The sequence below is a fragment of the Sphaerisporangium rhizosphaerae genome, assembly GCF_042665155.1.
Taxonomy (GTDB): Bacteria; Actinomycetota; Actinomycetes; order Streptosporangiales; family Streptosporangiaceae; genus Sphaerisporangium; species Sphaerisporangium rhizosphaerae.
Genome location: NZ_JBHTCG010000042.1, coordinates 13,193 through 39,635, shown reverse-complemented (window position 1 = coordinate 39,635; position 26,443 = coordinate 13,193). Strand labels below are relative to the sequence as shown.

Genomic DNA, 26,443 nt, shown 5'->3' with positions numbered 1-26,443 from the left:
GCGTGAGGCCGGTCGCGCGTCGCGTGGCCGGGCGCGGGGATCGCGTGGTCGGGCGCGGGGATCGGTCGCGCGAGTCAGTCGCGGGAGAGGATGAGGCCGCTGGTGGGGACGCCGGTGCCGGCGGTGACCAGGACGTTCTGGACGCCGGGGACCTGGTTGACGGAGGTGCCGCGCACCTGCCGCACGGCTTCGGCGATGCCGTTCATGCCGTGGATGTACGCCTCGCCGAGCTGGCCGCCGTGCGGGTTGACCGGCAGATGGCCGTCGATCTCGATGCCCCCGCCGGCGATGAAGTCGCACGCCTCTCCCCTGGCGCAGAAGCCCAGCTCCTCGAGTTGGGTGAGCACGAACGGGGTGAAGTGGTCGTACAGGATGGCCGTCTGGATGTCCTGCGGCGACATGCCCGACATCTCCCAGAGGCCGCGCGCCACGACGCCCATCTCCGGAAGTCCCGCCATGTCGTCGCGGTAGAAGCTGGTCATCATCATCTGCCCGGCGCCCGACCCTTGCGCGGCCGCCGTGATGACCGCCGGTGAGCGCCGCAGGTCCCTGGCCCGCTCGGCCGAGGTGACGACCAGGGCCACGGCCCCGTCGCTCTCCTGGCAGCAGTCGAGCAGGTGCAGCGGCTCGACGATCCACCTGGACGCCTGGTGCTCCTCCAGCGTGATGGGCCGCTGGTAGAACCAGGCCGCCGGGTTGGCCGCCGCGTGACGGCGCATGGCCACGGCGACGCGGCCGTAGTCCTCGGAGGTGGCTCCGTAGGTGTGCATGTACCGCCTGGCGAACATCGCGACCCACGCGGCGGGGGTCAGCAGCCCGAACGGGGCGTGCCACCCCATCTCGACGCCGAGCGAGGACGGCTCGCCGCCGAGCCCGGCGTTCGGCTGGCCGAATCTGCGCCCGGACCGCTCGTTGAAGGCCCGGTAGCACACCACGGTGGAGGCGACGCCGGTGGCGACGGCCATGGCGGCCTGGAGCACCGTGCCGCACGCCGCGCCTCCCCCGTACTCGACGCGGGAGAAGAACGACAGGTCGCCGATGCCGGTCTCGCGGGCGACGGCGATCTCCTGGTTGGCGTCCTGGGTGAAGGTGACCAGGCCGTCCACGTCGGACGGCGAGAGGCCGGCGTCGTCCAGCGCGGCGAAGACGGCCTCGGCGGCGAGCTGGAGCTCCGTGCGGCCGGACTCCTTGGAGAACTCGGTGGCGCCGATGCCCGCGAGGGCCGCGCGGCCGGAGAGCGAGTGCACGTGGTGAGCCCTTTCTGGTGACGTCGGCCCTGGCGGGGAGCACACCCTCCTGCGGAGGGCGGGGCGCCGGTCAGCGGGGGAGGTTGAAGCGCACGGTGCCGATGGCGTGGTCGCCCAGGCTGACGGCGCCGCGGACCTCGACGGTCACCTCGCCGTCCCGCCGCTCGGTGACGACGCCGCTGAAGGTCAGGGTGTCCCCGGCGTACGCGGGCACGCCGAGGCGGACGTTGATGCCGCGGATCAGGGCCTCGGGCCCGGCCCAGTCGGTGACGTACCGCTCGACCAGCCCCATGGTGGTGAGGATGTTGAGGAAGATGTCCGCCGACCCCTGGGCCCTGGCGCCCGCGACGTCGTGGTGGACCGGCGTGAAGTCCATGGTCGACAGGGCCGTCGCGATGACGGTGGTCGGTGTGAGCTCGATGCGCAACGGCGGCAGCGCGGTCCCGCGCTCGATCTCGTCTTCGGTCAGTGTGCGCATCAGGACTCCCGGGGTACCCACATCGGCAAGGTCAGCTTGTCGTCCATTTCGCGGTATGCCACTCGTACCGGCATACCGATGCTCACGCTTTCCGGTGGGCATTCCACGACATTTCCGACAATTCGTATTCCCTCCGGCAGCGCGATCACCGCCACCACGAAAGGCGGGTCCAGCCCCGGCATCGGAGGAGCGTGGTGCACCACGAAGCTGTAGACCTCGCCGACCCCGCTCGCCACGGCGTACACCCGGTTCGCCGACCGGCAGGACGGGCAGATCGGTCCGGGCGGGTGCCGCAGTTCGCCGCAGTCACCGCATTTCTGGATGCGCAACTCGCCTTCCCGGACACCCTCCCAGAAGAACGCCGTGTCCCGGTTGACGGCCGGCGTCAGAGGGTAGGCCACGCGCTTCTCGGGCGCGGCTTTCTCCTCCCGCGGACGAAACTTCAATACCCGGAACATCATCTCCGCGACGGGTTCGTGATCGGAGTACCAGGTGACCAGCCAGGTCACGAAATATCCGGTTCCGAGCGCCGTGGTCTTCGGCCCGCTCAGCCCGGTCAGCCGCGTGGCCGGCACCAGCCGCTCCCCCAGCCGCACGTACCGGTGGTAGGTCTGCTCGCAGTTGGTGGCCACCACGCCGGTGAAGCCGCCCTCGTCGAGCGTGCGCAGCACGTCGTCCACCGGGGTGCCCGCGCCGCCGGGCGGGCCGAGCCCGGCCATCGTCCACACCTGCGCCATCGCGGGCGGCGCGACGATCTCCCCGTGCACGCTCGCGGCGGCGAACGCCTCGTCGGTGTAGACCGGGTTCGCGTCCCCCATCGCGGTGGTCCAGTGGCGGATCATCGGCAGGTTGACCGGATCGGCCGCCGGGGCGCCGCGGACCTCGCCCACCGCGATGCGCGCCTCCGCCAGGGCGACGAGCCGCTCGTGCAGGTCCTGCCCGGCCGTCGTGGTCATCTCCGTCCTCCGCCCGTGCTCGTCGTGCCCATCGCGCCCATCACCGTCTCGGCCCTCCCGCGTCCCTGTCGTCCTCGCGCGTCCCTGTCGTCCTCCCGCGTCCCTGTCGTCCTCGCGCTCACCGGGGCGGGCGGGGCAGCCCGAGGCCGAGCATCGCGATGAGCTCGCGCTGGACCTCGTTCACCCCGCCGCCGAAGGTCAGCACGATCGCCCCCTTGACCGACCGGTCGAGCTGCTCGGCGAAGGCGGCGGTCTCCGGGTCGGACAGGTCGCCGAACCGCGCCAGCGTCTCCCCGACGATCCGCCCGACCTCCTGCATGCGCTCGGAGCCGTAGATCTTGGTGGCGGAGGCGTCCGGCGCGCCGAGCCAGCCGAGGCCCATGTTCGCGGCGACCTGCCAGTTGAGGAGTTCGTTGGTGCGGAAGCAGGCGTAGACGCGGGCGATGGCCCGGCGCACGGCGGGCTCGTCGATGGCGCCGGTGCGCCGGGCCCAGGCGGAGAACCGGTCGTACACGCGGGCGAGGTTGCCGGCCGGGCCGAGGGTGACCCGCTCGTGGTTGAGCTGGTTGACGATGAGGTCCCAGCCCTTGTTCTCCTCGCCGACCAGCATGTCCGCCGGCACCCTGACGTCGGAGTAGTACGTCGAGTTGGTGTGGTGGCGGCCGTCCATGGTCACGATCGGCGTCCAGGAGTACCCCGGGTCGCGGGTGTCGGCGATCAGCATCGAGATGCCGCGATGCTTCTTGGCACCGGGGTCGGTGCGGGCGGCCAGCCAGATGTACCCGGCGTAGTGCGCGCCGGAGGTGAAGATCTTCTGGCCGTTGACGACGTAGTGGTCGCCGTCCCTGACCGCCGACGTGCGCAGCGAGGCCAGGTCGGTGCCGGCGCCCGGCTCGCTGTACCCGATGGCGAAGTGGCAGTCGCCGGCCAGGATGCGGGGCAGGAAGAACTCCTTCTGCTCCGTCGTGCCGTACTGCATCAGGGTCGGGCCCACCGTCTGCACGGTGATGATCGGGTACGGCACGTCGGCGCGGGCGATCTCGTTGGCGAAGATCTGCTGCTCCAGCGGCCCGTAGCCGCCACCGCCGTACTCCTCGGGCCAGCCGAGCCCGAGCTTGCCGTCGCGGCCCAGCCTGCGGCAGTGCTCCATGTACGCCTCGCCGAACGGGTCCTCGGAGATCTTGGCGCGATCTTCGCCGGTCAGGCAGGCGGCGAAGTACTCCCGCAGTTCCTCGCGGAGCCGCTTCTGCTCGGGGGTCAGGTCGATCAGCATCAGACGAGGGCTCCCATCATGTCGAGCCGGGCCTCCGCGCCGCCGAGCAGGTGCGCCCGGTGCTTGCCCCAGGCGAAGTGGCGGTGCAGCGGGTAGGTGACGTCCAGGCCGAGGCCCCCGTGCAGGTGCTGGCAGGTGTAGAGGGCGGCGAGGGCGGCGTCGGCGGCCGTGTGCGCGGCGACCTCGAGGTCCACGTCGGCCTCCTCGGCGAGCCCCTGGTCCACCCGCCACGCGCCCGACCAGACGGCCACGTCCAGCGCCCGCCCGGCGATATAGACGTCGGCGATCTGCATGGTCACCGCCTGGAACTCGGCCAGGGCGCGGTCGAACTGCCTGCGGGTCTTGATGTGCTCGGTGGTCAGGGCCAGCGCGCCCGCGAGGACGCCGGAGGCGCTCGCCGTCAGGGCGACCAGCGCCAGGCGCCGAAGGGCGGCGAACGCGGCGCCGTCCGGCTCGCCGAGCGGCTCGGCCGGGGTGTCGGAGAGGATCAGCGTCGCGGCCGGCTCGCCGGTGGAGGTGGGCGCCGGCGCCAGGGACGCCGCCCCCGGCTCGACGAGGAAGAGCCCGACGCCCCGCGGCGTCACGGCCGGGACGACGATCGCGGCGGCCTCGGCGGCGTAGGAGACCATGGTCTTGCGCCCGGAGAGCGCCCACCCGCCGCCGGCTCCGCCGGGACGGGCCTCGGTGAGCGGGAGCGTGCCGAGGTCGCGGCCGGGTTCCATGAGCGCGGCGGTCAGCACGACCTCGCCCTCGGCCAGGCGCGCGGCGAGCGCGCGCTGCGCGGCCGAGCCGTACCGGCCGATCACCATGGCCGCGACCAGGCCGTCCTGCAGGGGGACGGGGACCACCCGCGCCCCGGCCTCGCGCGCGACCACGGCCATCGCCACGGCGCCGAGCCCGGCGCCGCCGGCCTCCTCCGGCAGGCAGGCCCCGATGAGCCCCGCCCGCGCCACCGCCCGCCACAGTTCGGCGTCGTAGGGCTGCCCGCTCTTCTCGTGGGCGGCCAGGCGGTCGGGCCCGGCCTCCCGGCCGAACAGGCCCGCGGCCAGCTCTTTCAGCTCCGCCTGCGTCTCGTCGAGGTCGAAATCCATCACGACGCCTTCCGTGCGCCCGGTCGAGCCCGGTGGGAGTCCAGTGGCAGTCCGGTCAGCCGCAAATTAGAACAGATTCTAATCTGTGTCCATAGCGATTGCGCGTGACCCCGATCCGACACATGCGCGCAACACAAAGGTCATGCAAGACCGGCCTTCCTTGTGACCGGTGAGTAACAAGCCCTACCTGCGGGTCATCCGGTAACGTGTTCTCATGCGCACCTCGCATGCCGGCGCCGCCGCCGTCCCGGCCTCCGGTCCCGGCGGCGACGACCAGGCGGCGCCGCCGTCCCCGGCGGCCCGGGTCTCCTCCGGCGTCCGCACCCGCAGCCAGCACCAACGGCGCAAGCGCATCGTCCAGGCCGCCGCGGCCCTCGCCTCGCGGGGCGGCGTCGAGGCGATGCAGATGCGGACCGTCGCCGAACGCGCCGGGGTCGCGCTCGGCACCCTCTACCGCTACTTCCCCTCGAAGATGGATCTCGTCGTCGCGGTCGTCGGCGAAGAGATCGACCTGCTCGAGAACAGCATCGAGCGGCGTCCGCCGAGCGCCGAGACGGCGGCGGGGCGGGGGGTGGACGTGCTCATGCGCGCCACCCGCGGCCTCATGCGCGAGCCAGAGCTCGCCGACGCGCTCATCCGCTCGCTGATCATGGCCCAGGTCGAGGTCCCGTTCGGCGACCGCATGGCCGGGCTGCTGCTGCGCGTCTCGGGCAACGGCCTCACCCTCGAGGCCGCCTCCGAGGAGCAGTTCGCCCTCGTCGGCTCGCTGGCCGGGGTGTGGGTGAACGAGCTGCTGGAGATGCTGCGCGGCCGGCGCACCTACGAGCAGATCCAGCGTCGCATCGAGATCGCGGCCGAGCGCCTGCTCGCCGACTTCGACGACCGCGACGACCGCGACGACCGCGACGACCGCGACGACCGCGACGACTCCGACGCCTGAGAGGGCCTCGGGCATCCGCGAGGGCTTCCCGCTTCCGAGAAGGCTTCCGGCTTTCGGGAGGGCTTCCCGCTTCCACGAGGGTTCCAGGAGGGCTTCCCGCTTCCACGAGGGTTCCAGGAGGGCTTCCCGCTTCCACGAGGGTTCCAGGAGGGCTTCCCGCTTCCAGGAGGGTTCCGGGAGGGCTTCCGGCGCCCGGCAAGGCTTTCGCGGCAAATTAGAACCGGTTACAGTCGCGGCGGAACCTTGTTCTGATGGGAAGGAGGCCGCATGGGCAGGCCCGTGATCGTCGAAGCCGTACGCACCCCGATCGGCAAGCGCAACGGCTGGCTGGCGGGGGTCAAACCGCAGGCCCTGCTCGGGGCGGCCATGAACGGCGTCGTCGAGAGGTCCGGCATCGACCCCTCCGCCGTCGGGCAGGTCTTCGCGGGCTGCGTCACCCAGGCCGGCGAGCAGGGCGGCCACGTCGGCAGGCACGCCTGGCTCTACGCCGGCCTGCCGTACCAGACCGGGGTGACGACGGTGGACGCCCAGTGCGGCTCCTCCCAGCAGGCCGTGCACCTGGTCGCCGCGCTCATCCAGGCCGGGGTGATCGACGTGGGCATCGCCTGCGGCGTCGAGTCCATGTCCCGCCAGCCGCTCGGCAGCAACGTGCTGCCGGCCAACCCGCGCCCCGGTGACTGGTCGATCGACCTGCCCGACCAGTTCACCGCCGCCGAGCGCATCGCCCAGCGGCGCGGGTTGACCCGGGAGCGGCTCGACCGGTTCGGCGCCCGCTCGCAGCGGCAGGCGGCCAAGGCGTGGGCCGACGGCCGGTTCGAGCGCGAGGTGATCCCCGTGACCGCGCCCGTTCTGGGCGAGAACGGGGTTCCCACGGGAGAGACCCTCGCCGTGTCCAGGGACCAGGGCCTGCGCGAGACCACGGCCGAGGGGCTGGCCAGGCTGAGGCCGGTGCTCGGGGAGGACGCCCTGCACACCGCGGGCACCTCCTCGCAGATCTCCGACGGCGCCGCCGCCGTGCTGCTGATGAGCGAGGAGGCCGCGGCCCGGCACGGCCTGCGCCCGCGCGCCCGCATCCTGGCTCAGGCCCTGGTCGGTTCCGAGCCCTACTACCACCTGGACGGGCCGGTGGACGCGACCGCCAAGGTGCTGGCCATGTCGGGGATGTCCGTGCGCGACATCGACAGGTTCGAGGTGAACGAGGCGTTCGCGGCCGTCGTGCTGTCCTGGGCGGAGGTGCACGCCCCGGACATGGAGCGGGTCAACGTGAACGGCGGGGCCATCGCGCTCGGGCACCCGGTGGGCGCGACGGGCGCCCGGCTGGTCACCACGGCGCTGCACGAGCTGGAGCGGGCCGACCGCGCGACCGCGCTGGTGTCGATGTGCGCCGGCGGCGCCCTGGCCACCGCGACCATCCTCGAGCGCGTGTGAGGACGCGCCGCAGGGCCTACAGCGCCCAGCGTCCCGCCGACCTGGGCGGCGCAGTGTGGAGCGTGCCGGTGCCGATCCCCGGCAGCCCGCTCGGGTACACGCTGGTGTACGCGGTGGAGTCCCCCGCGGGGCCGGTGCTGGTCGACGCGGGCTGGAACCACCAGGACGCCTGGACGGCGCTGCGCGACGGGCTCGCCGCGTGCGGCGTGGACGTCCGGGAGGTGCGCGGGGTGGTCGTCACCCACTACCACCCCGACCACGCCGGGCTGGCCGGGCGGGTGCGCGAGGAGTCGGGCGGCTGGATCGCGATGCACGAGGCGGACGCCGCCATCGTGCGCCTGATGCGCGGCATGCCGGTGGACTCCCATCGCGAGTTCCAGGCCGAGATGATGCGCCGGGCGGGCGCGGGGGCGGAGGCGGAGGCCGTCCGGGCTTCCGAGCGGCCCGACCCGCCCGCGCAGCCCGACAGGGAGCTGCGCGACGGGGACCTGATCGACCTGCCGGGGCGCGTGCTGCGTGTGGTGTGGACGCCGGGCCACACTCCCGGGCATGTGTGCCTGCACCTGGAGGACGCCGACCGGCTGTTCACCGGCGACCACGTCCTGCCCGACATCACCCCTCACATCGGCATTTATCCGTACGACCGGCAGGACGTCGATCCGCTGGAAGACTTTCTCGGGTCCCTCACCCGGGTGGCCGGGCTGGGAGAGGCGCAGGCGCTGCCGGCGCACGAGGAGCCCTTCGCGGACGTCGCCGCCCGCGCGGCCGAGATTCGTGCCCACCATGAGGACAAGCTCCTACGTCTGCGCGACATGATGACAGGGGACGCGGCCGAGCCCCTGACGATCTGGCAGGTCGCCGAGCGAATGACCTGGAACAGGCCGTGGAGCGACCTGGCGCCCGTGCAGCGCGGCCTCGCCGCGGGCGAAGCGGCGGCGCATCTGCGGACGCTGGAGTCCCGCGGCGCCGTCCGCCGCGCACCTGGGGCTCCCGGCGATCCCGTCCGGTTCACCGCCACGTCACAATGACCCCATACACTCATAGACATCCGATGTCTGCGGATGAAGCGCGAAAAGCAGAGGTGGTGTCTCCGTGGCGGTCACGGACGCGGCGATCGACAAGATCAAGGGAATGATCGTCTCGGGCGAGCTCGGCCCGGGCGCGCGGCTCCCCAAGGAGGCCGACCTGGCCGAACGCCTCGGCCTGTCCCGCAACTCCCTCCGCGAGGCCGTCCGCGCGCTCGCGCTGATCAACGTGCTGGACGTGCGGCAGGGCGACGGCACGTACGTCACCAGCCTGGAGCCCCACCTCCTGCTCGACGCCCTGTCCTTCGTGGTCGACTTCCACCGCGACGACACCGTGCTGGAGTTCTTCCAGGTGCGCCGCATCCTCGAACCGGCCGCCACCGGCATGGCGGCGCTCGCCATGACCGACGGCCAGGTCGAGGACCTCCGGTCGATCCTGGACGCCCTGCCCGACGACCCGAGCATCGAGCAGCTCGTCGCCAACGACCTGGAGTTCCACCAGCTCATCGCCAAGGGATCGGGCAACACCGTGCTGTGCTCGCTCATCGAGAGCCTGTCCGGGCCGACCACCCGAGCCCGCGTCTGGCGCGGCCTCACCCAGGAGGGGGCCACCGTCAAGACCAGGGAGCAGCACGCCGCGATCTACGAGGCCATCGCCGGCCGTCAACCCGACGTCGCCCGCGCCTGGGCCACCGTCCACGTCGCCGGCGTCGAGGAATGGCTGCGCCGCGCTCTCTGAGCCCCCGCGCCGCAGAGGCCGAGAGAAATCTCCGGCGGAGTTCCGCCGTCCTGTCGATCCGAGGGAGACCCACGCGTCGGGATGGATGTCCGGCCCGCGAACCGGGGCGGACGAGCTCCGACGGACATGGACGAACACGGAAGGACCGCATCATGGCCAAGTACCTGGTTCTCATCTACGAGGACGAAGCCTCCTACGCCGCCGCCACGCAGGAGGACCACGACCGCGTCTACAAGGAGCACGTCGTGTTCGCCGAGCACAACGGGCCCAAGCTGCTGGGCGGCGACGCGCTGCACCCGACCGGCACCGCCACCTCCATCCGCAAGGACTCCTCCGGCGAGTTCCTGGTCACCGACGGGGCCTTCGTCGAGACCAAGGAGGCCATCTGCGGCTACTACCTGATCGACGCGGCCGATCTGGACGAGGCGATCGCCGTGGCCAAGCAGGTTCCGGCGCCCTACGGCGGCGTCGAAGTCCGCCCGGTGCAGATCTTCGACTGAGGTGACCCCGGAGGCGGCGGCCGCCGTCGCGGACGCGCACCGCCGCGAGTGGGCCTTCGTGCTCTCCGCGGCGGTGCGCGTCACCCGCGACATCGACCTGGCCGAGGAGTGCGTGCAGGACGCCTACGCCAGGGCGCTGACCGCCTGGAGCGCCCAGGGCGTCCCGGCCAGCCCGGGGGCCTGGCTGACGACGGTGGCCAGGAACCGCGCTCTGGACCTGCTGCGCCGGGACGCGACCATGCGCCGGTCGCTGCCGTTGCTACTGGAGGACCAGGTCGAGCCGGGGCCGGACGAGACGCCCGCCGCGCGGGCGGGCGACGACCGGCTCCGGCTGATCTTCACCTGCTGCCATCCCGCCATGGCCCTGCAGGCGCAGGTCGCCCTGACCCTGCGCCTGCTGTGCGGGCTGACCACGGCGGAGGTCGCCCGCGCCTTCCTGGTGAGCGAGCCGACCATGGCGGCCCGCCTCACCAGAGCCAAGAAGAAGATCGCCGCCGCGCGCATCCCCTACCGCGTGCCGCCGCCGGAGGCGCTCCCCGGGCGCATCGACGCGGTGCTCACCGTCGTGCACCTGCTGTTCACCACCGGGCACACCGCCCCGGCCGGCGAGTCGGTCGTCCGCCGCGACCTGGTGGAACGCTCGCTGGACCTGGCCCGCATGCTGCGGGTGCTGCTGCCGGACGACGCCGACGTCGCCGGCCTGCTCGCGCTGATCCTGCTCACCGACGCCCGCGCCGCCACCCGGGTGGCCGGCGACGGGCGGCTGCTCACGCTGGACGAGCAGGACCGCACCCGCTGGGACCGTCCGGCCATCGCCGAGGGGGTGGCGCTGGTCCGCGAGGCGCTGCGGCGCCGCCCGCCGGGCCGCTTCGCCCTGATGGCCGCCATCGCCGCCGTCCACTCCGAGGCGCCCACCTGGGACGACACCGACTGGCGCGAGGTGCTCGCGCTCTACGACCTGCTCGTCTGCGTCTGGCCGTCGCCGGTCGTGGCGCTCAACCGCGCGGTGGCCCTGGGGTTCGTCCATGGTCCCGCCCGCGGGCTGAGGGAGCTGGACTCGCTCGCCGGCGAGCCGCAACTGGCCGGGTACGGCTACCTGGCCGCCTCGCGCGCCGACTTCCTGCGCCGCCTCGGCCGCATCGCGGAGGCCCGCACCGCGTACGAGGAGGCACTGCTGCTCACCGAGAACGCCGCCGAGCGCCGCTTCCTCGCCGAACGCCTCCGAGGGCTCCGGCCTTAGGCGCCGCCGTGTCCTCCGGCCGGCGTCGGCGGCCCAGGCCACCGACACGGGAACAGCTCGAGCGTCGCCCACGAGACGCCGGTGACCACCGCGTCCCGGTGTTCCGCGCGGAAAACCGCTGGCCGCGCCGCCGGAGGCGTGGTTAGACTTCCCCGGCTCATCGCCGACCGTCCCTCATCCGGGGGGACCTGGCGTCTGGAGGGGGACGGGACATGGCGGGCGGCCGGCTGCTGATGGACGTGCGTCCCCTGCGGAGCTCTCCCGCGTTCCGCCGCCTGTGGGCGGGGACGCTGCTGTCGGCCGTCGGCGGGCAGATGACGACCTTCGCCGTGGTCCTGCAGGTCTACACGATGACCGGCTCGGCGGTCGCCGTCGGCGCGGTCGGCCTGGCGAGCGCCGTTCCCTCGATCGTGCTCGGCCTCGCGGGGGGCGTGGTCATCGACGCGGTCGACCGGCGCAAACTGGTGCTGGTGACCAGCGGCTGCCTGGCCGTTGTGTCGGCGCTGTTCGCCGTCCAGGCGTTCGCCGGGTTCGGCCAGGTGTGGCCGCTGTACTGCCTGGTCGTGCTGCAGTCGGCGCTCGCCGCGGTCAACAGCCCGGCGCGCGGCACGTTCCTCGCCCGGCTGCTGCCGCCCGAGCAGGTCCCGGCGGGCGCGGCGCTCACCATGTTCACCTTCCACTTCAGCGGGACGGTGGGCCCCGCCCTGGCCGGGGTGATCGCCGCCGGCTGGGGCCTGCGCACGTGTTACCTCATCGACGCGCTGAGCTTCGCCTTCGCGCTGTACGGCGTCGCGCGGCTGCCGGCGATGCCGCCGGAGGGCGGGGGCACCAGGCCGGGCCCGCGGGCGGTCGCCGAGGGGCTGCGGTTCATCGGGAGGAACCGCGTGATCGGCGGCGCCTTCCTCGCCGACATGAGCGCCATGCTCCTCGGCATGCCCTACGCGCTGTTCCCGGTGATCAACGCCGAGCGCTTCGGCGGGTCGGCCGAGACGCTCGGCCTGCTCACCTCCGCCGTCGCGGCCGGCGGCCTGGCCGGCACGGCGCTGTCGGGATGGGTCGGGCGGGTGTCCCGCCAGGGCCGGGCCATGCTGGTGGCCGGGGCGATCTGGGGAGCCGCCGTCGCCGGCTTCGGCCTGACTCCCACTCTGTGGCCGGCGCTGGCGCTGCTGACCGTCGCCGGCGCCGCCGACGTGGTGAGCGTGGTGTTCCGCACCTCGGTCGTGCAGGTGGCGACGCCCGACCGCTACCGGGGCCGGGTCGGCGCCGCCGAGTACCTGGTCGGCGCCGGCTGCCCGCAGCTCGGCAACTTCCGCGCCGGCGCGCTCGGCTCGGCGCTGTCGCCCACCGTGAGCGCGGTCGGCGGCGGCCTGGCCACCATCGTGGGCGCCGGGCTGATCGCCCTGGCCATGCCGGCGCTACGCCGATACGCCGCTCCCACGACGACGACCGCTCCCGCCGCGACGACGACCACACCGGCCGGGACGACGGCCGCTCCGGGCGGGACGGCCACCACGCCGGACGGCCCGCAGAACGATGTAGCACCACTACACGAATCACTTTAGAAGAAATAGCTGGACTGAACCGCGGCACGCGTCGAAACTCCAGGGGTGCGCCCCCTTCACTCCTTCCTCGCCATCGCCGTCGCCGTCCTGTGGGGCGTCAACTTCGTCGTCATCGACATCGGGCTCGAGCACTTCCCGCCGCTGCTGTTCGCGGCGCTGCGCTTCACCCTGGTCGCCGTCCCGGCGGTGTTCCTCATCCCGCGCCCGGCGATCCCGGTCCGCTGGATCGTCGTCGTAGGGCTGTTCCAGTGGGCCGGGCAGTTCGGGCTGCTGTTCACCGCCATGTACCTGGGCCTGCCCGCCGGCCTCAGCTCCCTGGTGCTCCAGGCGCAGGTGATCTTCACGGTGGCCGTCGCCGCCGTGGTCCTCGGCGAGCGTCCGGGACGCCGCCGGCTCGCCGGCATCGTGGTCGCCTCCGCCGGCATCGCGGTGATCGCGGTGGGCAGGGGCGCCCAGGTGCCGCTGTGGCCCCTGCTGCTCGCGCTCGGGGCCGCGGCCTCGTGGGGCGTCGCCAACGTGTGCGTCCGGCGGGCCGGGGCGCCCGGGGGGCTCGGTCTGCTGGTGTGGTCCAGCCTGGTGCCGCCGCTGCCCCTGCTCGGGCTGTCGGCGCTGTTCGAGGGCCCGGACCGCATCCGCGGCGCGTTCTCCTCCTTCGCCCCGGGGTCGGTCGCGGCGCTGGCGTACGTGGTGGTCCTGTCGACCTTCGTCGGCTTCGGCATCTGGAACGCGTTGCTGCGCCGGTACCCCGCCTCGGCCGTGGCGCCGTTCACGCTGCTCGTCCCGATCATCGGCATGGCGACGGCCGGCGTCTGGCTCGGCGAGCGTCCCGGCGCCGGCGAGTTGCTGGGCGGCGCCATCGTGCTGACCGGCCTCGCCGTCCTGGCCGTGCGGCCGTCCGCGCGGAGGGCCGCCGCGTCCCTCGGCACCCCGGAAGGCCCGCCGCCCGGCGGAGCCCTGCGCGGAGCCGGGGCCGGCTGACGCGCCGATGGTCCTCCGCGCCGGTTCCCGCTCAGAAGTCGACGTTGATGCAGGCGAGCCTGGCGCCCGCCTGGCCGGCGTGTCCGGGGTCGGTGTGGGTGTGGTCGGCGTGGACGATCACCGAGTGCGGGCGCCGGTCGGTGAACCTGCGCTCCAGCGCGGCGCGGGAGAACCCGTTGCCCTGGCCGTCGGTGGTGAAGTCGAGCCAGATCTCGTTGCGGGGATTGGCGAACTTCGGATCGGTGGAGGGCGTCTTCGGGTCCTGGACGTGCTGGAAGTGCGGCCCGGCGTCCTCGCCCTTGGACCCGCAGGCGTTGGTGTGCACGTGCGCGCCGTACCTGCGGTTGGGCAGCAGCCCCTGCGCCCTCAGCTGCACGCTGGCGTGCCCGTCGGCGATGGGGACATAGGCGACGGCCGCCGCCGCGCCGGAGGGGACGAGCTTGGGGTCGTAGGTGACGGCCGTCTGCCCGGGGCCGTAGCCCGCGAAGCGGCCGAGCGCGAGGACCGGCTCGGGGCCGCGGCTCAGCGGCTCCGGCTGGGGCCTGGCCGACGCCATGGCGCCTCCGCCCAGCAACGTCACCGGCATGACCATCGCCATGACTCCCGCGCGCACCGCCATCATGAGCCTCTCCCTTACCCTGTTCGGACCTTTCCGTCAGCATTTGCGGATATACCCGACGTCGCACCCAAAAGGGCCAATATGCGGCTAAGAATGAGCAATCAGCGTTAACCGCCGGGATTATCGCGCAGGGCGGGTAAATCGAAACCCTTTCCCCGCCGTGATTCACGAATGCTGCCATGAACGCCGGGCAAAGGCCCGCGTTTTCCGAGATCAGGACATGCTCTTGCGCCCGCCTGACCTCAGGCGGGCGCACGGGAAAGGGAAACGCGACCCCGGCCCCCGGGACCGCGCCGGCTCAGGAGGGCAGGTCGTACGCCACCCGGGCGTTGCCCGCGAAAACCAGCTCGCGCTCCGCGGCGGAAAGGCCGGCGGTCAATTCCCGGGCCAGATCGACGACCTGTTCATACGAGGCCGCGAGCTCGCACACCGGCCAGTCGGAGCCGAACATCACCCGATCGGTCCCGAAACAGCCGAGGACGTGCTCGGCGTACGGGGCGAGGCGCGGCGCGTCCCAGTCGTGCCAGTCGGCCTCGGTGACCAGGCCGGACAGCTTGCACATCACATTGGGCGAGGCGGCCAGGGCCTTGATCTCGCTCGCCCACGGCTCGACGGCGCCGGACGCGATCGGCGGCTTGGCCGCGTGGTCCAGCACGAATCGCATGCCCGGCAGGTCGCGCACGAGGTCGCGGGCCGCCGGGAGCTGGTGCGCCAGCACGAGCAGGTCGTAGGCCAGGCCCGCCTGGCCGACCGCGCGGACGCCGTGCCGCACGTCCTCGCGGTACAGCCACTTCGGGTCGGTCTCGCCCTGCACCGGGTGGCGTATCCCCACCAGGAGCTCGCCGCCCGGCAGGGAACGCAGGCGCATGAGCTCGCCGGCCACGTCCGGCGCGGTGAGGTCGACCCATCCCACGACGCCCGCCACCAGCCCGTCCGAGGCCGCCGCGGTGGCCAGGAACTCCTCGGTCTCCGCCGTCTCGCCCACGGTCTGCACCAGCACCGTGTGCTCGACGCCGCGGGCCGCGCACCCGCGCCGCAGGTCCGCCAGGCCGTACGGGCGGCGCAGCGGGGCCATCGCCGCGCCGCTCAACCACGGGTAGTCGCGCGCGGCCGTGTCCCACAGGTGGTGATGGGCGTCGATCATGAGCTGCTCTCCATCCGGCTAGCCGAGGGTGACCAGGGACTCCTCGGCGAGCGCGGTCCACAGCTCGCCGGGGACGGGGACGGCGGCCAGGGCCGCGTTGCGCTCGACCTCCGCCGCCGAGCGGGCGCCGGAGACCACGCAGGACACCGCCGGGTGCCGCAGCGGGAAGGCCAGCGCCGCCTGCGGAAGCGTGACGTCGTACCGCTCGCACACCGCCGCGATGCGCCGCGCCCGCTCGACCAGCGGGCCGGGGGCCGGCGCGTACTCGTAGGTGCCGGCCGGCTCGTGGGTGGCCAGCAGCCCGCTGTTGAAGACGCCGGCCGCGAACACCGCGACGCCGCGCTCCTGGCAGAGCGGCAGCAGCCGCGCGCCGCCCGACTGGTCGAGCAGCGTGTAACGCCCGGCGAGCATGACCACGTCGAGGTCGGTCTCCTTGACGAAACCCTCCAGCATCTCCCACTGGTTCATGCCGGCGCCGATCGCCCTGACCACGCCCTGGTCGCGCAGCTCGGCGAGTGCCGGGTAGGCCTCGCCCACGGCCTGCGCCCAGTGGTCGTCCGGGTCGTGGATCAGCGCGATGTCGACCGCGTCCAGCCCCAGACGCGAGAGGCTCTCCTCGATGGAGCGGCGCACGCCGTCGCGGGAGAAGTCCCAGACCCGGCGCCGCGTCGCGGGCACGTCGAAGCCCTGGTCGTCGCGTCCGCCCTCCCCGGGCGGCTCGTGGCCGGCCGCCGCGTCCTCGGCCGGGACGATGAGCCGCCCGACCTTGGTCGACAGGGCGTAGGAGTCGCGCGGCCGGTCGCGCAGGGCGGCGCCGAGGCGGCGCTCGGACAGGCCGAGGCCGTAGTGCGGGGCGGTGTCGAAGTACCGCACCCCGGCCGCCCACGCCGCGTCGACCGCCTCGCGCGCCTCGTCGTCGCCCACCGCCGCGAACAGGTTGCCGATCGGCGCGGCGCCGAATCCGTACCTGGTGACCTGGACGCCGCGTCCCACGGTCCGGCTCTGCATCGCTTCTCCTTCGTCGGTCGCCGCCGGCTCAAGGAGCCGGCGCCTCCATCTGCCGGACCATGCGCATACCCGCGGCCGAGGGGTCGAAGTCCCCGTCCAGCAGGCGGTTCATCCGGCGTTGCCGCGCTGGGTCAATCTTGTGCCTTGCCACTGGTCACCCGGGCGAGCATCAGCGCGATGAGGATGATGCCTCCGTAGATCGCCTGGATCCACTGCGCGGAGACGCCCGCCAGCGTGAGGATGTTGTTGATCAGTCCGAGGACGAGCACGCCGCACAGCGCGCCGAACAGCGTGCCCTTGCCGCCGTCGAGGCTGACCCCGCCGATGACCGCGGCCGCGAACACCGTGAAGATCATGCCGTCGCCCTGGGCGGCCGCCACCGACCCGAGCCGGCCGGTCATGAGCAGGCCCGCCAGCGCGGCCAGCAGGCCGCCGATCATGAACACCGTCCACAGGACCCGGTCGGTGCGCACGCCCGCGGCGCGGGCCGCGTCGACGTTGCCGCCGATCGCGTAGATCGAGCGCCCGTGCCGGAAGTACCCGAGCGCGACGATGCCGACGGCGTAGGCGACCACGCAGATCCAGATGGAGGCCGGCAGGCCGAGCCAGCGGGCGTTGCCGAGGTACAGGAACGACTCGGGCAGCGCGAAGAGGTTCTGGCCACCGGTGAAGCCGATCTGCAGGCCGCGCAGCACGATCAGCATGCCGAGCGTCACGATGAACGCCGACAGCTTGAACCGCATGATGAGCATGCCGTTGAACGCCCCGACGAGCACGCCGATCAGCAGGCAGATCGGCACGCCCAGCCAGGTCGGCCATTCGGTGCCGAGCCCGTTGGAGGCCGCCGGGATGACCAGCCCGACGCCGAGCGCGGGCGCGAGGCCCACGGTGGACTCCAGTGACAGGTCGAACTTCCCGGCGATCAGGATGATCGCCTCGGCGAGCACGAGCAGCGACAGCTCGGTCTGCTGCTGGAGCACGTTGGTCAGGTTGTCGGCGCTGAGGAAGGCCGGCTCCAGCAGGGCGCCGACGACCATCAGCAGCAGGATGGCCGGCACCAGGGCGAGGTCGCGGAACCGCGCGAGCGGCACCCTCGCCGGGCCCCGCGGCGTGCCCGCCTCCGTGCGCGGGGACTCGCCGGGGCTGCCGGGGGAGGCCACGGTCGTTTCCGTCATCGTGCGTCGACACCTTCCATGACCGCCACGAGCTCGGCGTCCGCCCAGCCCCGTGGCACTTCCTTGACGATGCGTCCATGGAACATCACGACGACCCGGTCGCAGATGCGCAGGTCGTCCAGCTCGTCGGAGACGAGCACGGCCGCCGCGCCGCGCTCGGCCGCGTCCTCCACGGCTCCGAGCAGCGCCTGCTTGGCCCGCACGTCCACCCCGGCGGTCGGGTCGATCACGACCAGCGCCCTGGGGTCGTCGGCGAGCGCCCGCGCCATGACGACCTTCTGGGCGTTGCCGCCCGACAGGTCGCCGACCGGCTGGGAGGGCCCGGTCGTCTTGATGGTGAGATCCTCGATCATCCTCTCGGCCTTGGCGCGGCGCCGGGCCGGGGACACCGCGCCGAGGCGGCCGAGCTTGTGCGCGATCGGCAGAGTGGCGTTCTCGGCGATCGACAGCAGCGGCACGAAGCCCTCCTTGTGCCGGTCCTTCGGGACGAAGCCGAGCCCGGCGCGCAGCGCCGAGGCGACGTCCCCCGGCCGGGGCCGGGCGCCGTTGACGGTCACCGTGCCGCTGTCGGCGGCGAGCAGGCCGACGAGCGTCTCGGCCAGGCTCACCTTGCCGCTGCTGCCCGACCCGGCCACCCCGACGATCTCCCCGGCGCGCACGGTGAGGTCGACGTCCTGGTAGCGGCCGGCCAGCGTGAGCTTCTCGGCGCTCAGCACGGCCGGCGCGCCGGCGTCCGCCGCCCGGGCCCTGGCCTGGTAGCCGGCCGCGGCCTCGCCGGTCATCGCGGCGACCAGCTCGTCGTGCGGCAGGTCGTCCACCGCGCTGGTGAGGACGTGCCGGGCGTCGCGGAAGACCGTGACCGACTGGCACACCCGGTACACCTCCTCCAGGTGGTGGGAGATGAACATCATCGTGACGCCCTGCTCGCGCAGCGACCGCATGCGGTCGAACAGCCGCTCGATCGCCGGGCCGTCGAGCTGCGCGGTCGGCTCGTCCAGGATGATGAACCGGGCGCCGAACGACAGCGCCCGGGCGATCTCCAGCAGCTGGCGCTGCTCGACGTTGAGATCGCCGGCCAGGCGCCCGGCGTCGACCGCCACCCCGTACTGCTCCAGCACCTCGTGCGCCCGTGCCCGCAGCGTCCGCCAGTTGATCGGGCCGCGGGCCGACTGGCGGTTGAGGAACAGGTTCTCCGCGACGGTGAGCGTCGGGATGATCGTGGACTTCTGGTACACGCAGGCGACGTTGCGGCGCCAGCCGTCGCGGTCGGCGACCGGCGGGGCCTGCCGGCCGGCGAAGCGGACCTCGCCCGCGTCGGGGCGCTGGAGCCCGGTCAGGATGGACACCAGCGTCGACTTGCCGGCGCCGTTGCGGCCGACCAGGGCGTGCGTCTCTCCCTCGGCGATGACGATGCCCGCGTCGTCGAGCGCCGTCGTCGGCCCGTACCGTTTGGTGATGTTACGGGCCTCGACGGCCGGGGTGGCGGATGACGACATCATTTGACCTGGTTGCCCCAGAGATTGGGGTCGTCCACGTTGTCCTTGGTGACCAGCGGCGCGGCGAGCTGGTCCTCCAGACGACCGCCGCCGACGTCGACGATCGTGCTGTCGTGGTCGGTCTGGCCCGGCGCGAAGGTCTTGCCCTCCAATGCCGCCTTGGCGTAGAAGAGCGCCCACTTGGCGTACAGGTCGGCGGGCTGGGAGACGGTGGCGTCGATCTGCCCGTCCCGGATGGCCTGGAACTCCTGCGGGATGCCGTCGTTGGAGACGATGAAGATGTGCTTGGGGTCGGTCGGCGGCACCACCAGGTTCTTGGACTTCAGCAGCTGGAGGGTGGGCGCGAGGAAGGCGCCGCCCGCCTGCATGTAGATGCCGTTGATGTCGGGGTGCTGGGTGAGCCGGGTCTGCAGCGCGGCCGAGGCCTTCGGGCCCTCCCACTCGGTGGGCTCGGCGAAGACCGTGATGCCGGGGTAGTTGGACTTCATGCACGCGCCGAACGCCTCGGAGCGGTCGCGGCCGTTGACCGACGACAGCGAGCCCTGGAACTCCACGACCTTGCCCTTGCCCTTGAGCTGGTCGCCGAGGAACTTGCAGGCCTTCTCGCCATAGGCGCGGTTGTCGGCGCGGACCACCATGAAAGTCTTGCCCTTGTCGGGCCGGGTGTCCACGGTGACGACCGGAATGTTCTTCCCGGCGAGCTGGTCGAGGGTGGTGGCGATCGCGCCGGTGTCCTGCGGGGCCATCACGATGGCCTTCGCGCCCTGGCTCACCAGCGCCTGGGTGTTGGCCACCAGCTTGGCGATGTCGTTCTGCGAGTTGGTCGGCGGCATCAGGTCGATGCCGAGCTGGCTCGCCATCTGCGGGACGTACTTGTTGTAGGAGTTCCAGAAGTCGGTGTCGGCGCGCGGGAAGTCGATGCCGACCTTGCCGCCACCGGCGGCGGCGGTCGAACCGCCCCCGGCCGAGGACGAGGGGCTGGACGGCGTCGACGACCCGCACGCGGCGAGGGTCATGGTCGCCGCGAGAAGTGCCACACCGTAGGTGGCCGAGGATCGTATTGTCACTTGTCGCCTCGATTCAACGGGAAATGCGGGGGGTTGCGGGGCGCCTCGGTATGAGGGCGCGGCGCCCCGGGAGGGCGGGTGCGGGACGTCGGGGCCGCCCCGGGGACGTAGGGGCGGCGGGGTGGGCCTCCGGGGAGGTGAGGAGCGGCGGGCCTGGGGACGGTGGGACCGGAAGGCTAGGTCTTGGGACGCAGCCGCAGGCCGTGCATGCCGCCGTCCACGTCGAGCACGGTGCCCGTCGTGCTCGACGCCAGCGGGCCGGCGAGGTAGGCGATGGCCGCGGCGACCTCCTGGGCGCTGACCAGCCGGCCCATGGGCTGACGGGCCTCCAGCGCGCGGCGTTCGGCCTGCGGGTCCGGCGCCACGGCGAGCAGCCGCTGCACCCAGGGGGTGTCGGCGGTGCCCGGGTTGACGCAGTTGACGCGGATGCCCTCGCCGATGTGGTCGGCGGCCATGGCCAGCGTCAGCGACAGGATCGCGCCCTTGGACGCGCTGTAGAGCGCGCGGTCGGGCAGTCCGGCCGTGGCCGCGATCGAACAGGTGTTGACGATGGCCGCGTGGGCGGACGCGCGCAGGTGCGGCAGCGCGGCCCTGGTGACCCGGACGATGCCGAGGAGATTGACGTCCAGGACGCGGAACCACTCCTCGTCGGGGTTGGACTCGACCGTCCCGGCCGCGCCGATGCCGGCGTTGTTGACCAGGATGTCGATGCCGCCGAGCCGTCCGGCCGCCGCCGCGACGGCGGAGCGGACCGCGGCGTCGTCGGTGACGTCGGCCTTGACGCCGACGAACGGCTCGCCCGGCGGGTCGAGGTCCAGGCAGGCCACCCGGGCGCCGCGCTCGGCGAGCAGCTCGGCGGTCGCCAGGCCGATGCCCGAGCCGCCGCCGGTGACCAGCGCGGACAGCCCTTCCAGCTCGCTCATGCGGCCCCCTCCTCGACCTCGCCGCCGGCCCAGACGCGCCCGCCGGGGAAGGTGTGGGCGGAGATCGACTCCGGGCGCATAGCGGCGCTGAACCCGGGCGCGTCGGGCGCCTGGTAGCGGCCGTTCTTGACCACCACGGGGTCGACGAAGTGCTCGTGCAGGTGGTCGACGTACTCGATCACCCGGTCCTGCCGGCTGCCGCTGACCGCCACGTAGTCGAACATGGCCAGGTGCTGCACCAGCTCGCACAGGCCGACGCCGCCGGCGTGCGGGCAGACGGGCACGCCGAACTTGGCGGCGAGCAGCAGGATCGCGATGTTCTCGTTCACCCCGCCGACGCGGGCGGAGTCGAGTTGCACGATCGACATCGAACCGGCCTGGAGCATCTGCTTGAAGACCACGCGGTTCTGCACGTGCTCGCCGGTGGCCACCTTGATCGGCGCCAGGGCGCGGGCGACGGTGGCGTGGCCGAGCACGTCGTCGGGGCTGGTGGGCTCCTCGATCCAGTACGGGTCGTACTCCCTGAGCGCGTTCACCCAGGTGATGGCCGCGCCGACGTCCCAGCGCTGGTTGGCGTCGATCGCGATGCGGAAGCCGGGGCCGCAGACCTCGCGGGCGATGCGCATGCGGCGCAGGTCGTCGTCGAGGTCGGCGCCGACCTTGAGCTTGATCTGGGTGAAGCCCGCGGCGATCGCCTCCCTGCACAGGCGGCGCAGCTTGTCGTCGTCGTAGCCGAGCCACCCCGGGGAGGTGGTGTAGGCGGCGTAGCCGTTGGCCCGCAGGTCGGCGGCGCGCTCGGCGCGGCCCGGCTCGGCGCGGCGCAGGATCTGCAGTGCCTCGCCGGGGGTGAGCGCGTCGCTGAGGTAGCGGAAGTCGACCAGGTCGACGAGCTCCTCGGGGGACATCTCGCTCAGCAGTTGCCAGAGCGGCTTGCCCTCCAGCTTGGCCTTGAGGTCCCACAGCGCGTTGACGACCGCGGAGATCGCCATGTGCATGACGCCCTTCTCCGGGCCGAGCCAGCGAAGCTGGGAGTCGTGCACCATCTCCTTGTACAGGGCGCCGAGGTCGTCGGGGCGGCGGCCCACGACGAACGGCTCCAGGGCGGCGATGGCGGCGGTCTGCACGTCGTTGCCGCGGCCGATGGTGAAGGCGAAGCCGTGGCCGTCGACGCCGCCGTCGGTCCGCAGGACCACGTAGGCGGCGGAGTAGTCGGGGTCGGGGTTCATCGCGTCGGACCCGTCCAGCTCCTGGGAGGTGGGGAACCGGATGTCGTGGGTCTCCAGGGCGATGATCAGCGGTGCGCGGCTCATGCCTGACCCACCGTCTGGCGCTGGCGGCCCAGGCCGTCGATCTCCAGCTCGACCACGTCGCCCTTGACCAGGTACGGCTGGCCGGGCATGCCGAGGGCGACGCCGGCGGGCGTGCCGGTGTTGATCAGGTCGCCGGGCTCCAGGACCATGAACTGGCTGAGGTAGCGGACGATCTCGGCCACCCCGAAGATCATGTTCGCGGTGCTGCCGTCCTGCCGGGCCTCGCCGTTGACCCACAGCCGCAGGCCGAGGCTCTGCGGGTCGGGCACCTCGTCGGCGGTGACCAGCCAGGGGCCGAGCGGGTTGAACGTCTCGCACGACTTGCCCTTGTCCCACTGACCGCCGCGCTCGAGCTGGAACTCCCGCTCGGAGACGTCGTTGGAGACGGCGTAGCCGGCGACGCAGGCCAGCGCCTCCTCGTGGGTGCCGAGGTAGCGGGCGGTCCTGCCGATGACGACGCCCAGCTCGACCTCCCAGTCGGTCTTCACGCTGCCGCGCGGGATGAGGACCTCGTCCTCGGGCCCGACGACGGTGTTGGGGGCCTTCATGAAGATGATCGGCTCGCCGGGGATGGACGCCCCGGTCTCCTCGGCGTGGTCGCGGTAGTTGAGGCCGACGCAGACGACCTTGCCCGGACGGGCGATCGGCGCCCCGACGCGGCCCTCCGTGGTCCCGGGCGCGGCGTCCTCGTCGAGCGGCGGCAGTTCGCCGGCCCGCAGGGCGATCGCCACACGTTCGATCCGGCCCGAGGCGAAGAAGTCCCCGTCGAAGTCGACGCCCTGCCCGAGGACGCCGCGCAGGTCACGCGGGCGGCCGGCGTCGTCCAGGACGGCGGGCCGTTCCTCTCCGGGCGGTCCGACTCGCAGCAGCTTCACGCGTCTCCCCCATATTCATCGGATGTGTTGGAAAAGAAGACTACGCGGAGATGCGCGCACGTCAAGAGGGTTGGCGAGGCTGTCCGCCTATTCATCCGATGGCTGTGCCGTCATCGCGACAGTGCTTTCACCATCTCGTAACCTGACCCCTGGACGTGGTGGTACGACGGCCCGGCAGGGTATTCCCATCCTGGCGTGCCTTGACGGGCTCCGGCGGCCGTAATAGAACACGTTTCAGAAAACCTGCCGACCAAGCGCTTGATCAACTCCCCCGGGCGGTCATATGGAAATCAACCTCGTCGACCAGGACCACTACGCGCGCTCCGGCGTCCCGCACGAGCAGCTCAGGTGGCTGCGCGCCAACGATCCGGTCTTCTGGCACGAGGGCGAGCAGGAGCCGGGCTGGCCGGGCTTCTGGGCCGTCACCAAGCACGAGGACGTCGTGCACATCTCCCGCCGTTCCGATGTCTTCTCCTCCAGCAGGAGCCTGGCCCTGTTCAACGAGATGGCCGAGGAGCAGCGCCAGCTCCAGCGGATGATGATGCTCAACCAGGACCCGCCGGAGCACACCCGCCGGCGCTCGCTGGTCAACCGCGGCTTCACCCCGCGCCAGATCGGCATCCTCGAGGACCACATCCGCGACATCTGCCACGGCCTGGTGGACGAGGCGACCGCCAAGGGCGAGGTCGACTTCGTCACCGACGTGGCGGCCCCGCTCCCCCTGTACGTGATCTGCGAGCTGCTCGGCGCGCCGGTCGAGGACCGCGACAAGCTGTTCCAGTGGTCCAACCGCATGATCGGCAGCCAGGACCCCGACTACGCCACCAGCCCCGAGGAGGGCCAGGCGGCGGCGATGGAGGTCTACGCCTACGCCAACCAGCTCGCCGCCCGGCGCCGTGAGGAGCCGCGCGACGACATCGTCACCAAGCTGCTCCAGCCGGGTGACGACGGCGAGTCGCTGAGCGAGGACGAGTTCGACCTGTTCGTCCTGCTGCTGGTCGTCGCGGGCAACGAGACCACCCGCAACGCCGCGTCGGGCGGCATGCTCGCCCTGTTCGAGCACCCCGAGCAGTGGGAGCGGCTGGTCCGCGACCCGTCCCTCGCCCGCACCGCGGCCGACGAGATCGTCCGCTGGGTCTCGCCGGTCAACCTGTTCCGCCGCACCGCCACCCGCGACACCACCCTGCACGGCAAGCAGGTCAAGGAGGGCGACAAGGTCGTGGTGTTCTACTCCTCGGCCAACCGCGACGAGGACGTCTTCGCCGCTCCGGGCGGCTTCGACATCGGCCGCGACCCGAACCCGCACATCGGCTTCGGCGGCGGCGGCGCCCACTTCTGCCTGGGCAACCACCTGGCCAAGCTGGAGCTGCGGGTGCTGTTCGAGGTGCTGGCGCAGCGCATGCCCGACCTGCGCCCGGCCGGCGAGGCCAAGCGCCTGCGGTCGTACTTCATCAACGGCATCAAGAGCCTTCCCGTCCAGATCTGACCGGCCGGGCCGGTTCTCCGCCTCCGAGTGGAACGCCCGCCTCCTCCCGCCGAGCGAGGCGGGCGTTCCACTTCTCCATGCACTCCGGACGTACGTGCACAGGTGACGCCCGCGGCCGTCTCGCCTGCCCTCGTCACCGCTCTCACCGCCGCGGGGATGCTCGCGGACGCCCGCGGACGCCCGGCACGGCCGTGAAAGTTTCGCGCCGCGCTCCCGGGGGGCGTGGTGGCCGCCGGAGCGGCCGGGCGTCACCCCAGGTCGGATGGTTCGTTCTCTCTCCGCGCATGACGGATGACGCGTAATCGCTTGTCAGGAATTTGTCGGATATATCAGGGTGTCCTGGTGATGGAACGCACCCCACCACGCGAGCCGGTCCGGACCGCGTCCCTGCCCGCCGCCGCGTCCGGGCCCGAACCGGCCCCCGTGACCCCGCGGGACACCGGCACAGCGCCCGAGACGGTCGCCGAGCCCGTGCCCGAGAAGGCCCCCGCGCCTCCGCCCGAGGCCGCCCGCGAGCGCGTGCCCGAGACGTCCGGCGCCGACGGGTCCGTGACGCTCGCCCGAGACGAGGTCGAGACCGTCGCCGAAGACGAGGCGGCGGCCGGCGGACGCGCGAACGGGACGGCGACCGACGGACGCGCGGACGAGCGCGAGCACCAGCAGCAGGAGGACGACACGGGAGACGGCGGGACGGCCGTCCAGAGGCGGTGGTGGCCGCCGCGATTCGTCACCGACGCGACCGACCGCAAGGCGCTGCTCATCTGGCTGTGCTCGCACGTCGGCTTCCTGATCTACGCCTACCTGGCCGCACCGGGGCGCACCACCGACCCCTTCATCAACCGGCTCACCCGCTGGGACGCCGAGAACTTCATCGCCATCGCCGACTACGGCTACGACGGCCCGCCCGGCATGCAGGACAGCGCCAAGCTTCCCGCGTTCTTCCCCGGCATGGCGCTGCTGATCAGGCTGCTGAAGCCGATCGTCCACGACGGCCGCCTGGCCACGGTGCTGATCTCGCTGGTGGCCAGCGCGGTCGCCGCCGTGGCGCTGTCGCGGCTGGCCGAGCACATGCTCAAGGGCAGCGGCCCCTACGCGGTGGGCGCCCTGTTCTTCAGTCCCTTCGCCGCCTTCCTGTTCACCGGCTACTCCGAGTCCCTGTTCCTGGCGCTGGCCTTCCCGGCGTGGCTGCTGGCCCGCAAGGGCCGCTGGGAGGACGCGGCCCTGTGCGCGGCGGCGGCCGCGGCGGTCCGCATCTCCGGGCTGTTCCTGGCCGTCGGCCTGGTGGTCATGTACCTGGTGGCCGCCAACGGCCGCAAGGCTCCCGAGAACCGGCGCGCGTGGCCCTGGCTGGCCCTGCCCGCCGTCCCGGTGGCCCTCTACACCCTGTACCACTGGACGCGCACCGGCGACCCGCTGGCCTACAACAGCGTCCAGGCGCAGTACTGGGGCCGGCACACCGTGTGGCCGTGGGAGGCGTTCCTCAACACCTGGAACATGTCCGACGACGTCCCCTCGCTGACCACCTCCTACTACGAGGAGATCGCCGCCGCGGCGGTGCTGCTGGCCCTGGCGGTCTGGCTGGCGGTGCGCCGCCGCTGGCCGGATCTGGCGTACATGGTGCCGCAGGTGCTGTCGTTCCTGACCCTGTCGTCGTTCTACCTGTCCATCGGGCGGGCGTCGCTCACCTGGTTCCCGCTGTGGCTGGCGCTCGGCTGGGCGGGCGTGAAGCGACCATGGCTCTTCTGGACGATCATGGCGATCATGCTGCCCGTCATGGCGATCAACGTCGGCAACTTCACCACGGGCGCGTGGATCGGCTGAACGCCCTGAACGCCCTGATCGGCTGATCGGCGCGGCCGGTGCTACCGGTGCGCCGATCAGCA

General features: G+C 72.5%; 24 protein-coding genes. 10 read left to right on the top strand and 14 right to left on the bottom strand.

Annotated elements, in window-relative coordinates; translation table 11 throughout:
- Positions 1-74: 74 nt before the first annotated feature.
- From ACFQSB_RS36185 to ACFQSB_RS36165, 5 genes are all read right to left on the bottom strand, one after another.
- Positions 75-1,247, bottom strand: a complete 1,173-nt coding sequence (locus ACFQSB_RS36185) for a lipid-transfer protein (protein WP_380831505.1) — start codon at positions 1,245-1,247, stop codon at positions 75-77.
- A gap of 70 nt (positions 1,248-1,317) precedes the next feature.
- A complete protein-coding gene (locus tag ACFQSB_RS36180; protein WP_354927999.1) occupies positions 1,318-1,725 on the bottom strand; it encodes a MaoC/PaaZ C-terminal domain-containing protein in 408 nt (135 codons plus the stop codon).
- Complete coding sequence (locus ACFQSB_RS36175) at positions 1,725-2,681, bottom strand: bifunctional MaoC family dehydratase N-terminal/OB-fold nucleic acid binding domain-containing protein (RefSeq protein ID WP_380831503.1); 957 nt, start codon at positions 2,679-2,681, stop codon at positions 1,725-1,727. Before ACFQSB_RS36175 ends, ACFQSB_RS36180 begins: the two co-directional genes overlap by 1 nt.
- Before the next feature lie 118 nt (positions 2,682-2,799).
- Positions 2,800-3,954 (bottom strand): acyl-CoA dehydrogenase family protein, encoded by a 1,155-nt coding sequence (locus tag ACFQSB_RS36170; RefSeq protein WP_380831501.1) that lies wholly within the window; start codon positions 3,952-3,954, stop codon positions 2,800-2,802.
- Entirely contained in the window at positions 3,954-5,045 is a 1,092-nt protein-coding gene (locus tag ACFQSB_RS36165; RefSeq protein ID WP_380831499.1) for an acyl-CoA dehydrogenase family protein, read from the bottom strand. The genes ACFQSB_RS36170 and ACFQSB_RS36165 overlap by 1 nt, the downstream gene beginning before the upstream one ends.
- Positions 5,046-5,259: 214 nt before the next feature.
- Between ACFQSB_RS36165 and ACFQSB_RS36160 the strand changes: the two genes are divergently transcribed.
- From ACFQSB_RS36160 to ACFQSB_RS36125, 8 genes are all read left to right on the top strand, one after another.
- Positions 5,260-5,985, top strand: a complete 726-nt coding sequence (locus ACFQSB_RS36160; protein WP_380831497.1) for a TetR family transcriptional regulator — start codon at positions 5,260-5,262, stop codon at positions 5,983-5,985.
- Between the two features lie 267 nt (positions 5,986-6,252).
- Entirely contained in the window at positions 6,253-7,413 is a 1,161-nt protein-coding gene (locus tag ACFQSB_RS36155) for a steroid 3-ketoacyl-CoA thiolase (protein WP_354847107.1), read from the top strand.
- Positions 7,410-8,441: an MBL fold metallo-hydrolase gene (locus ACFQSB_RS36150; protein WP_380831495.1), complete on the top strand. Its 1,032-nt coding sequence runs from the start codon at positions 7,410-7,412 to the stop codon at positions 8,439-8,441. The genes ACFQSB_RS36155 and ACFQSB_RS36150 overlap by 4 nt, the downstream gene beginning before the upstream one ends.
- A gap of 64 nt (positions 8,442-8,505) precedes the next feature.
- Positions 8,506-9,177 carry a FadR/GntR family transcriptional regulator gene (locus ACFQSB_RS36145; RefSeq protein ID WP_354847101.1) on the top strand — a complete coding sequence of 224 codons (672 nt, stop codon included), beginning with the start codon at positions 8,506-8,508 and terminating at the stop codon, positions 9,175-9,177.
- A gap of 152 nt (positions 9,178-9,329) precedes the next feature.
- Positions 9,330-9,677, top strand: a complete 348-nt coding sequence (locus tag ACFQSB_RS36140; protein ID WP_354928021.1) for a YciI family protein — start codon at positions 9,330-9,332, stop codon at positions 9,675-9,677.
- Between the two features lies 1 nt (position 9,678).
- On the top strand, positions 9,679-10,917 hold the full coding sequence (locus ACFQSB_RS36135) for an RNA polymerase sigma factor (protein ID WP_380831492.1): 1,239 nt from the start codon (positions 9,679-9,681) through the stop codon (positions 10,915-10,917).
- Between the two features lie 212 nt (positions 10,918-11,129).
- Positions 11,130-12,479 carry an MFS transporter gene (locus ACFQSB_RS36130; RefSeq protein WP_380831490.1) on the top strand — a complete coding sequence of 450 codons (1,350 nt, stop codon included), beginning with the start codon at positions 11,130-11,132 and terminating at the stop codon, positions 12,477-12,479.
- A 45-nt stretch (positions 12,480-12,524) separates the two neighbouring features.
- Complete coding sequence (locus ACFQSB_RS36125) at positions 12,525-13,457, top strand: EamA family transporter (protein ID WP_380831488.1); 933 nt, start codon at positions 12,525-12,527, stop codon at positions 13,455-13,457.
- A 31-nt stretch (positions 13,458-13,488) separates the two neighbouring features.
- On the opposite strand, the gene ACFQSB_RS36120 is transcribed toward ACFQSB_RS36125, so the two are convergent.
- The 9 genes from ACFQSB_RS36120 to ACFQSB_RS36080 all read right to left on the bottom strand — a co-directional run bounded on the left by ACFQSB_RS36120 (position 13,489) and on the right by ACFQSB_RS36080 (position 23,074).
- Complete coding sequence (locus ACFQSB_RS36120) at positions 13,489-14,079, bottom strand: superoxide dismutase (RefSeq protein WP_380831486.1); 591 nt, start codon at positions 14,077-14,079, stop codon at positions 13,489-13,491.
- Positions 14,080-14,374: 295 nt separating this feature from the next.
- On the bottom strand, positions 14,375-15,220 hold the full coding sequence (locus ACFQSB_RS36115; RefSeq protein ID WP_380831485.1) for an amidohydrolase family protein: 846 nt from the start codon (positions 15,218-15,220) through the stop codon (positions 14,375-14,377).
- 18 nt (positions 15,221-15,238) lie between these two features.
- Positions 15,239-16,228 (bottom strand): aldo/keto reductase, encoded by a 990-nt coding sequence (locus tag ACFQSB_RS36110; protein ID WP_380831483.1) that lies wholly within the window; start codon positions 16,226-16,228, stop codon positions 15,239-15,241.
- Between the two features lie 131 nt (positions 16,229-16,359).
- Positions 16,360-17,403: an ABC transporter permease gene (locus ACFQSB_RS36105; RefSeq protein ID WP_354928048.1), complete on the bottom strand. Its 1,044-nt coding sequence runs from the start codon at positions 17,401-17,403 to the stop codon at positions 16,360-16,362.
- A complete protein-coding gene (locus ACFQSB_RS36100) occupies positions 17,400-18,902 on the bottom strand; it encodes a sugar ABC transporter ATP-binding protein (RefSeq protein ID WP_380831481.1) in 1,503 nt (500 codons plus the stop codon). Before ACFQSB_RS36100 ends, ACFQSB_RS36105 begins: the two co-directional genes overlap by 4 nt.
- Positions 18,899-19,966, bottom strand: a complete 1,068-nt coding sequence (locus tag ACFQSB_RS36095) for a sugar ABC transporter substrate-binding protein (RefSeq protein WP_354928054.1) — start codon at positions 19,964-19,966, stop codon at positions 18,899-18,901. The genes ACFQSB_RS36100 and ACFQSB_RS36095 overlap by 4 nt, the downstream gene beginning before the upstream one ends.
- 176 nt (positions 19,967-20,142) lie before the next feature.
- On the bottom strand, positions 20,143-20,889 hold the full coding sequence (locus tag ACFQSB_RS36090) for an SDR family NAD(P)-dependent oxidoreductase (RefSeq protein ID WP_354847066.1): 747 nt from the start codon (positions 20,887-20,889) through the stop codon (positions 20,143-20,145).
- Complete coding sequence (locus ACFQSB_RS36085; protein ID WP_380831478.1) at positions 20,886-22,199, bottom strand: L-fuconate dehydratase; 1,314 nt, start codon at positions 22,197-22,199, stop codon at positions 20,886-20,888. Before ACFQSB_RS36085 ends, ACFQSB_RS36090 begins: the two co-directional genes overlap by 4 nt.
- A complete protein-coding gene (locus ACFQSB_RS36080) occupies positions 22,196-23,074 on the bottom strand; it encodes a fumarylacetoacetate hydrolase family protein (RefSeq protein WP_380831476.1) in 879 nt (292 codons plus the stop codon). Before ACFQSB_RS36080 ends, ACFQSB_RS36085 begins: the two co-directional genes overlap by 4 nt.
- 283 nt (positions 23,075-23,357) lie before the next feature.
- Here ACFQSB_RS36080 and ACFQSB_RS36075 point away from each other — a divergent pair, with 283 nt between their 5' ends.
- Both ACFQSB_RS36075 and ACFQSB_RS36070 read left to right on the top strand, forming a co-directional pair.
- Positions 23,358-24,560 (top strand): cytochrome P450, encoded by a 1,203-nt coding sequence (locus tag ACFQSB_RS36075; RefSeq protein ID WP_354847058.1) that lies wholly within the window; start codon positions 23,358-23,360, stop codon positions 24,558-24,560.
- Between the two features lie 345 nt (positions 24,561-24,905).
- On the top strand, positions 24,906-26,381 hold the full coding sequence (locus tag ACFQSB_RS36070; protein ID WP_380831474.1) for a mannosyltransferase family protein: 1,476 nt from the start codon (positions 24,906-24,908) through the stop codon (positions 26,379-26,381).
- Positions 26,382-26,443 lie beyond the last annotated feature (62 nt).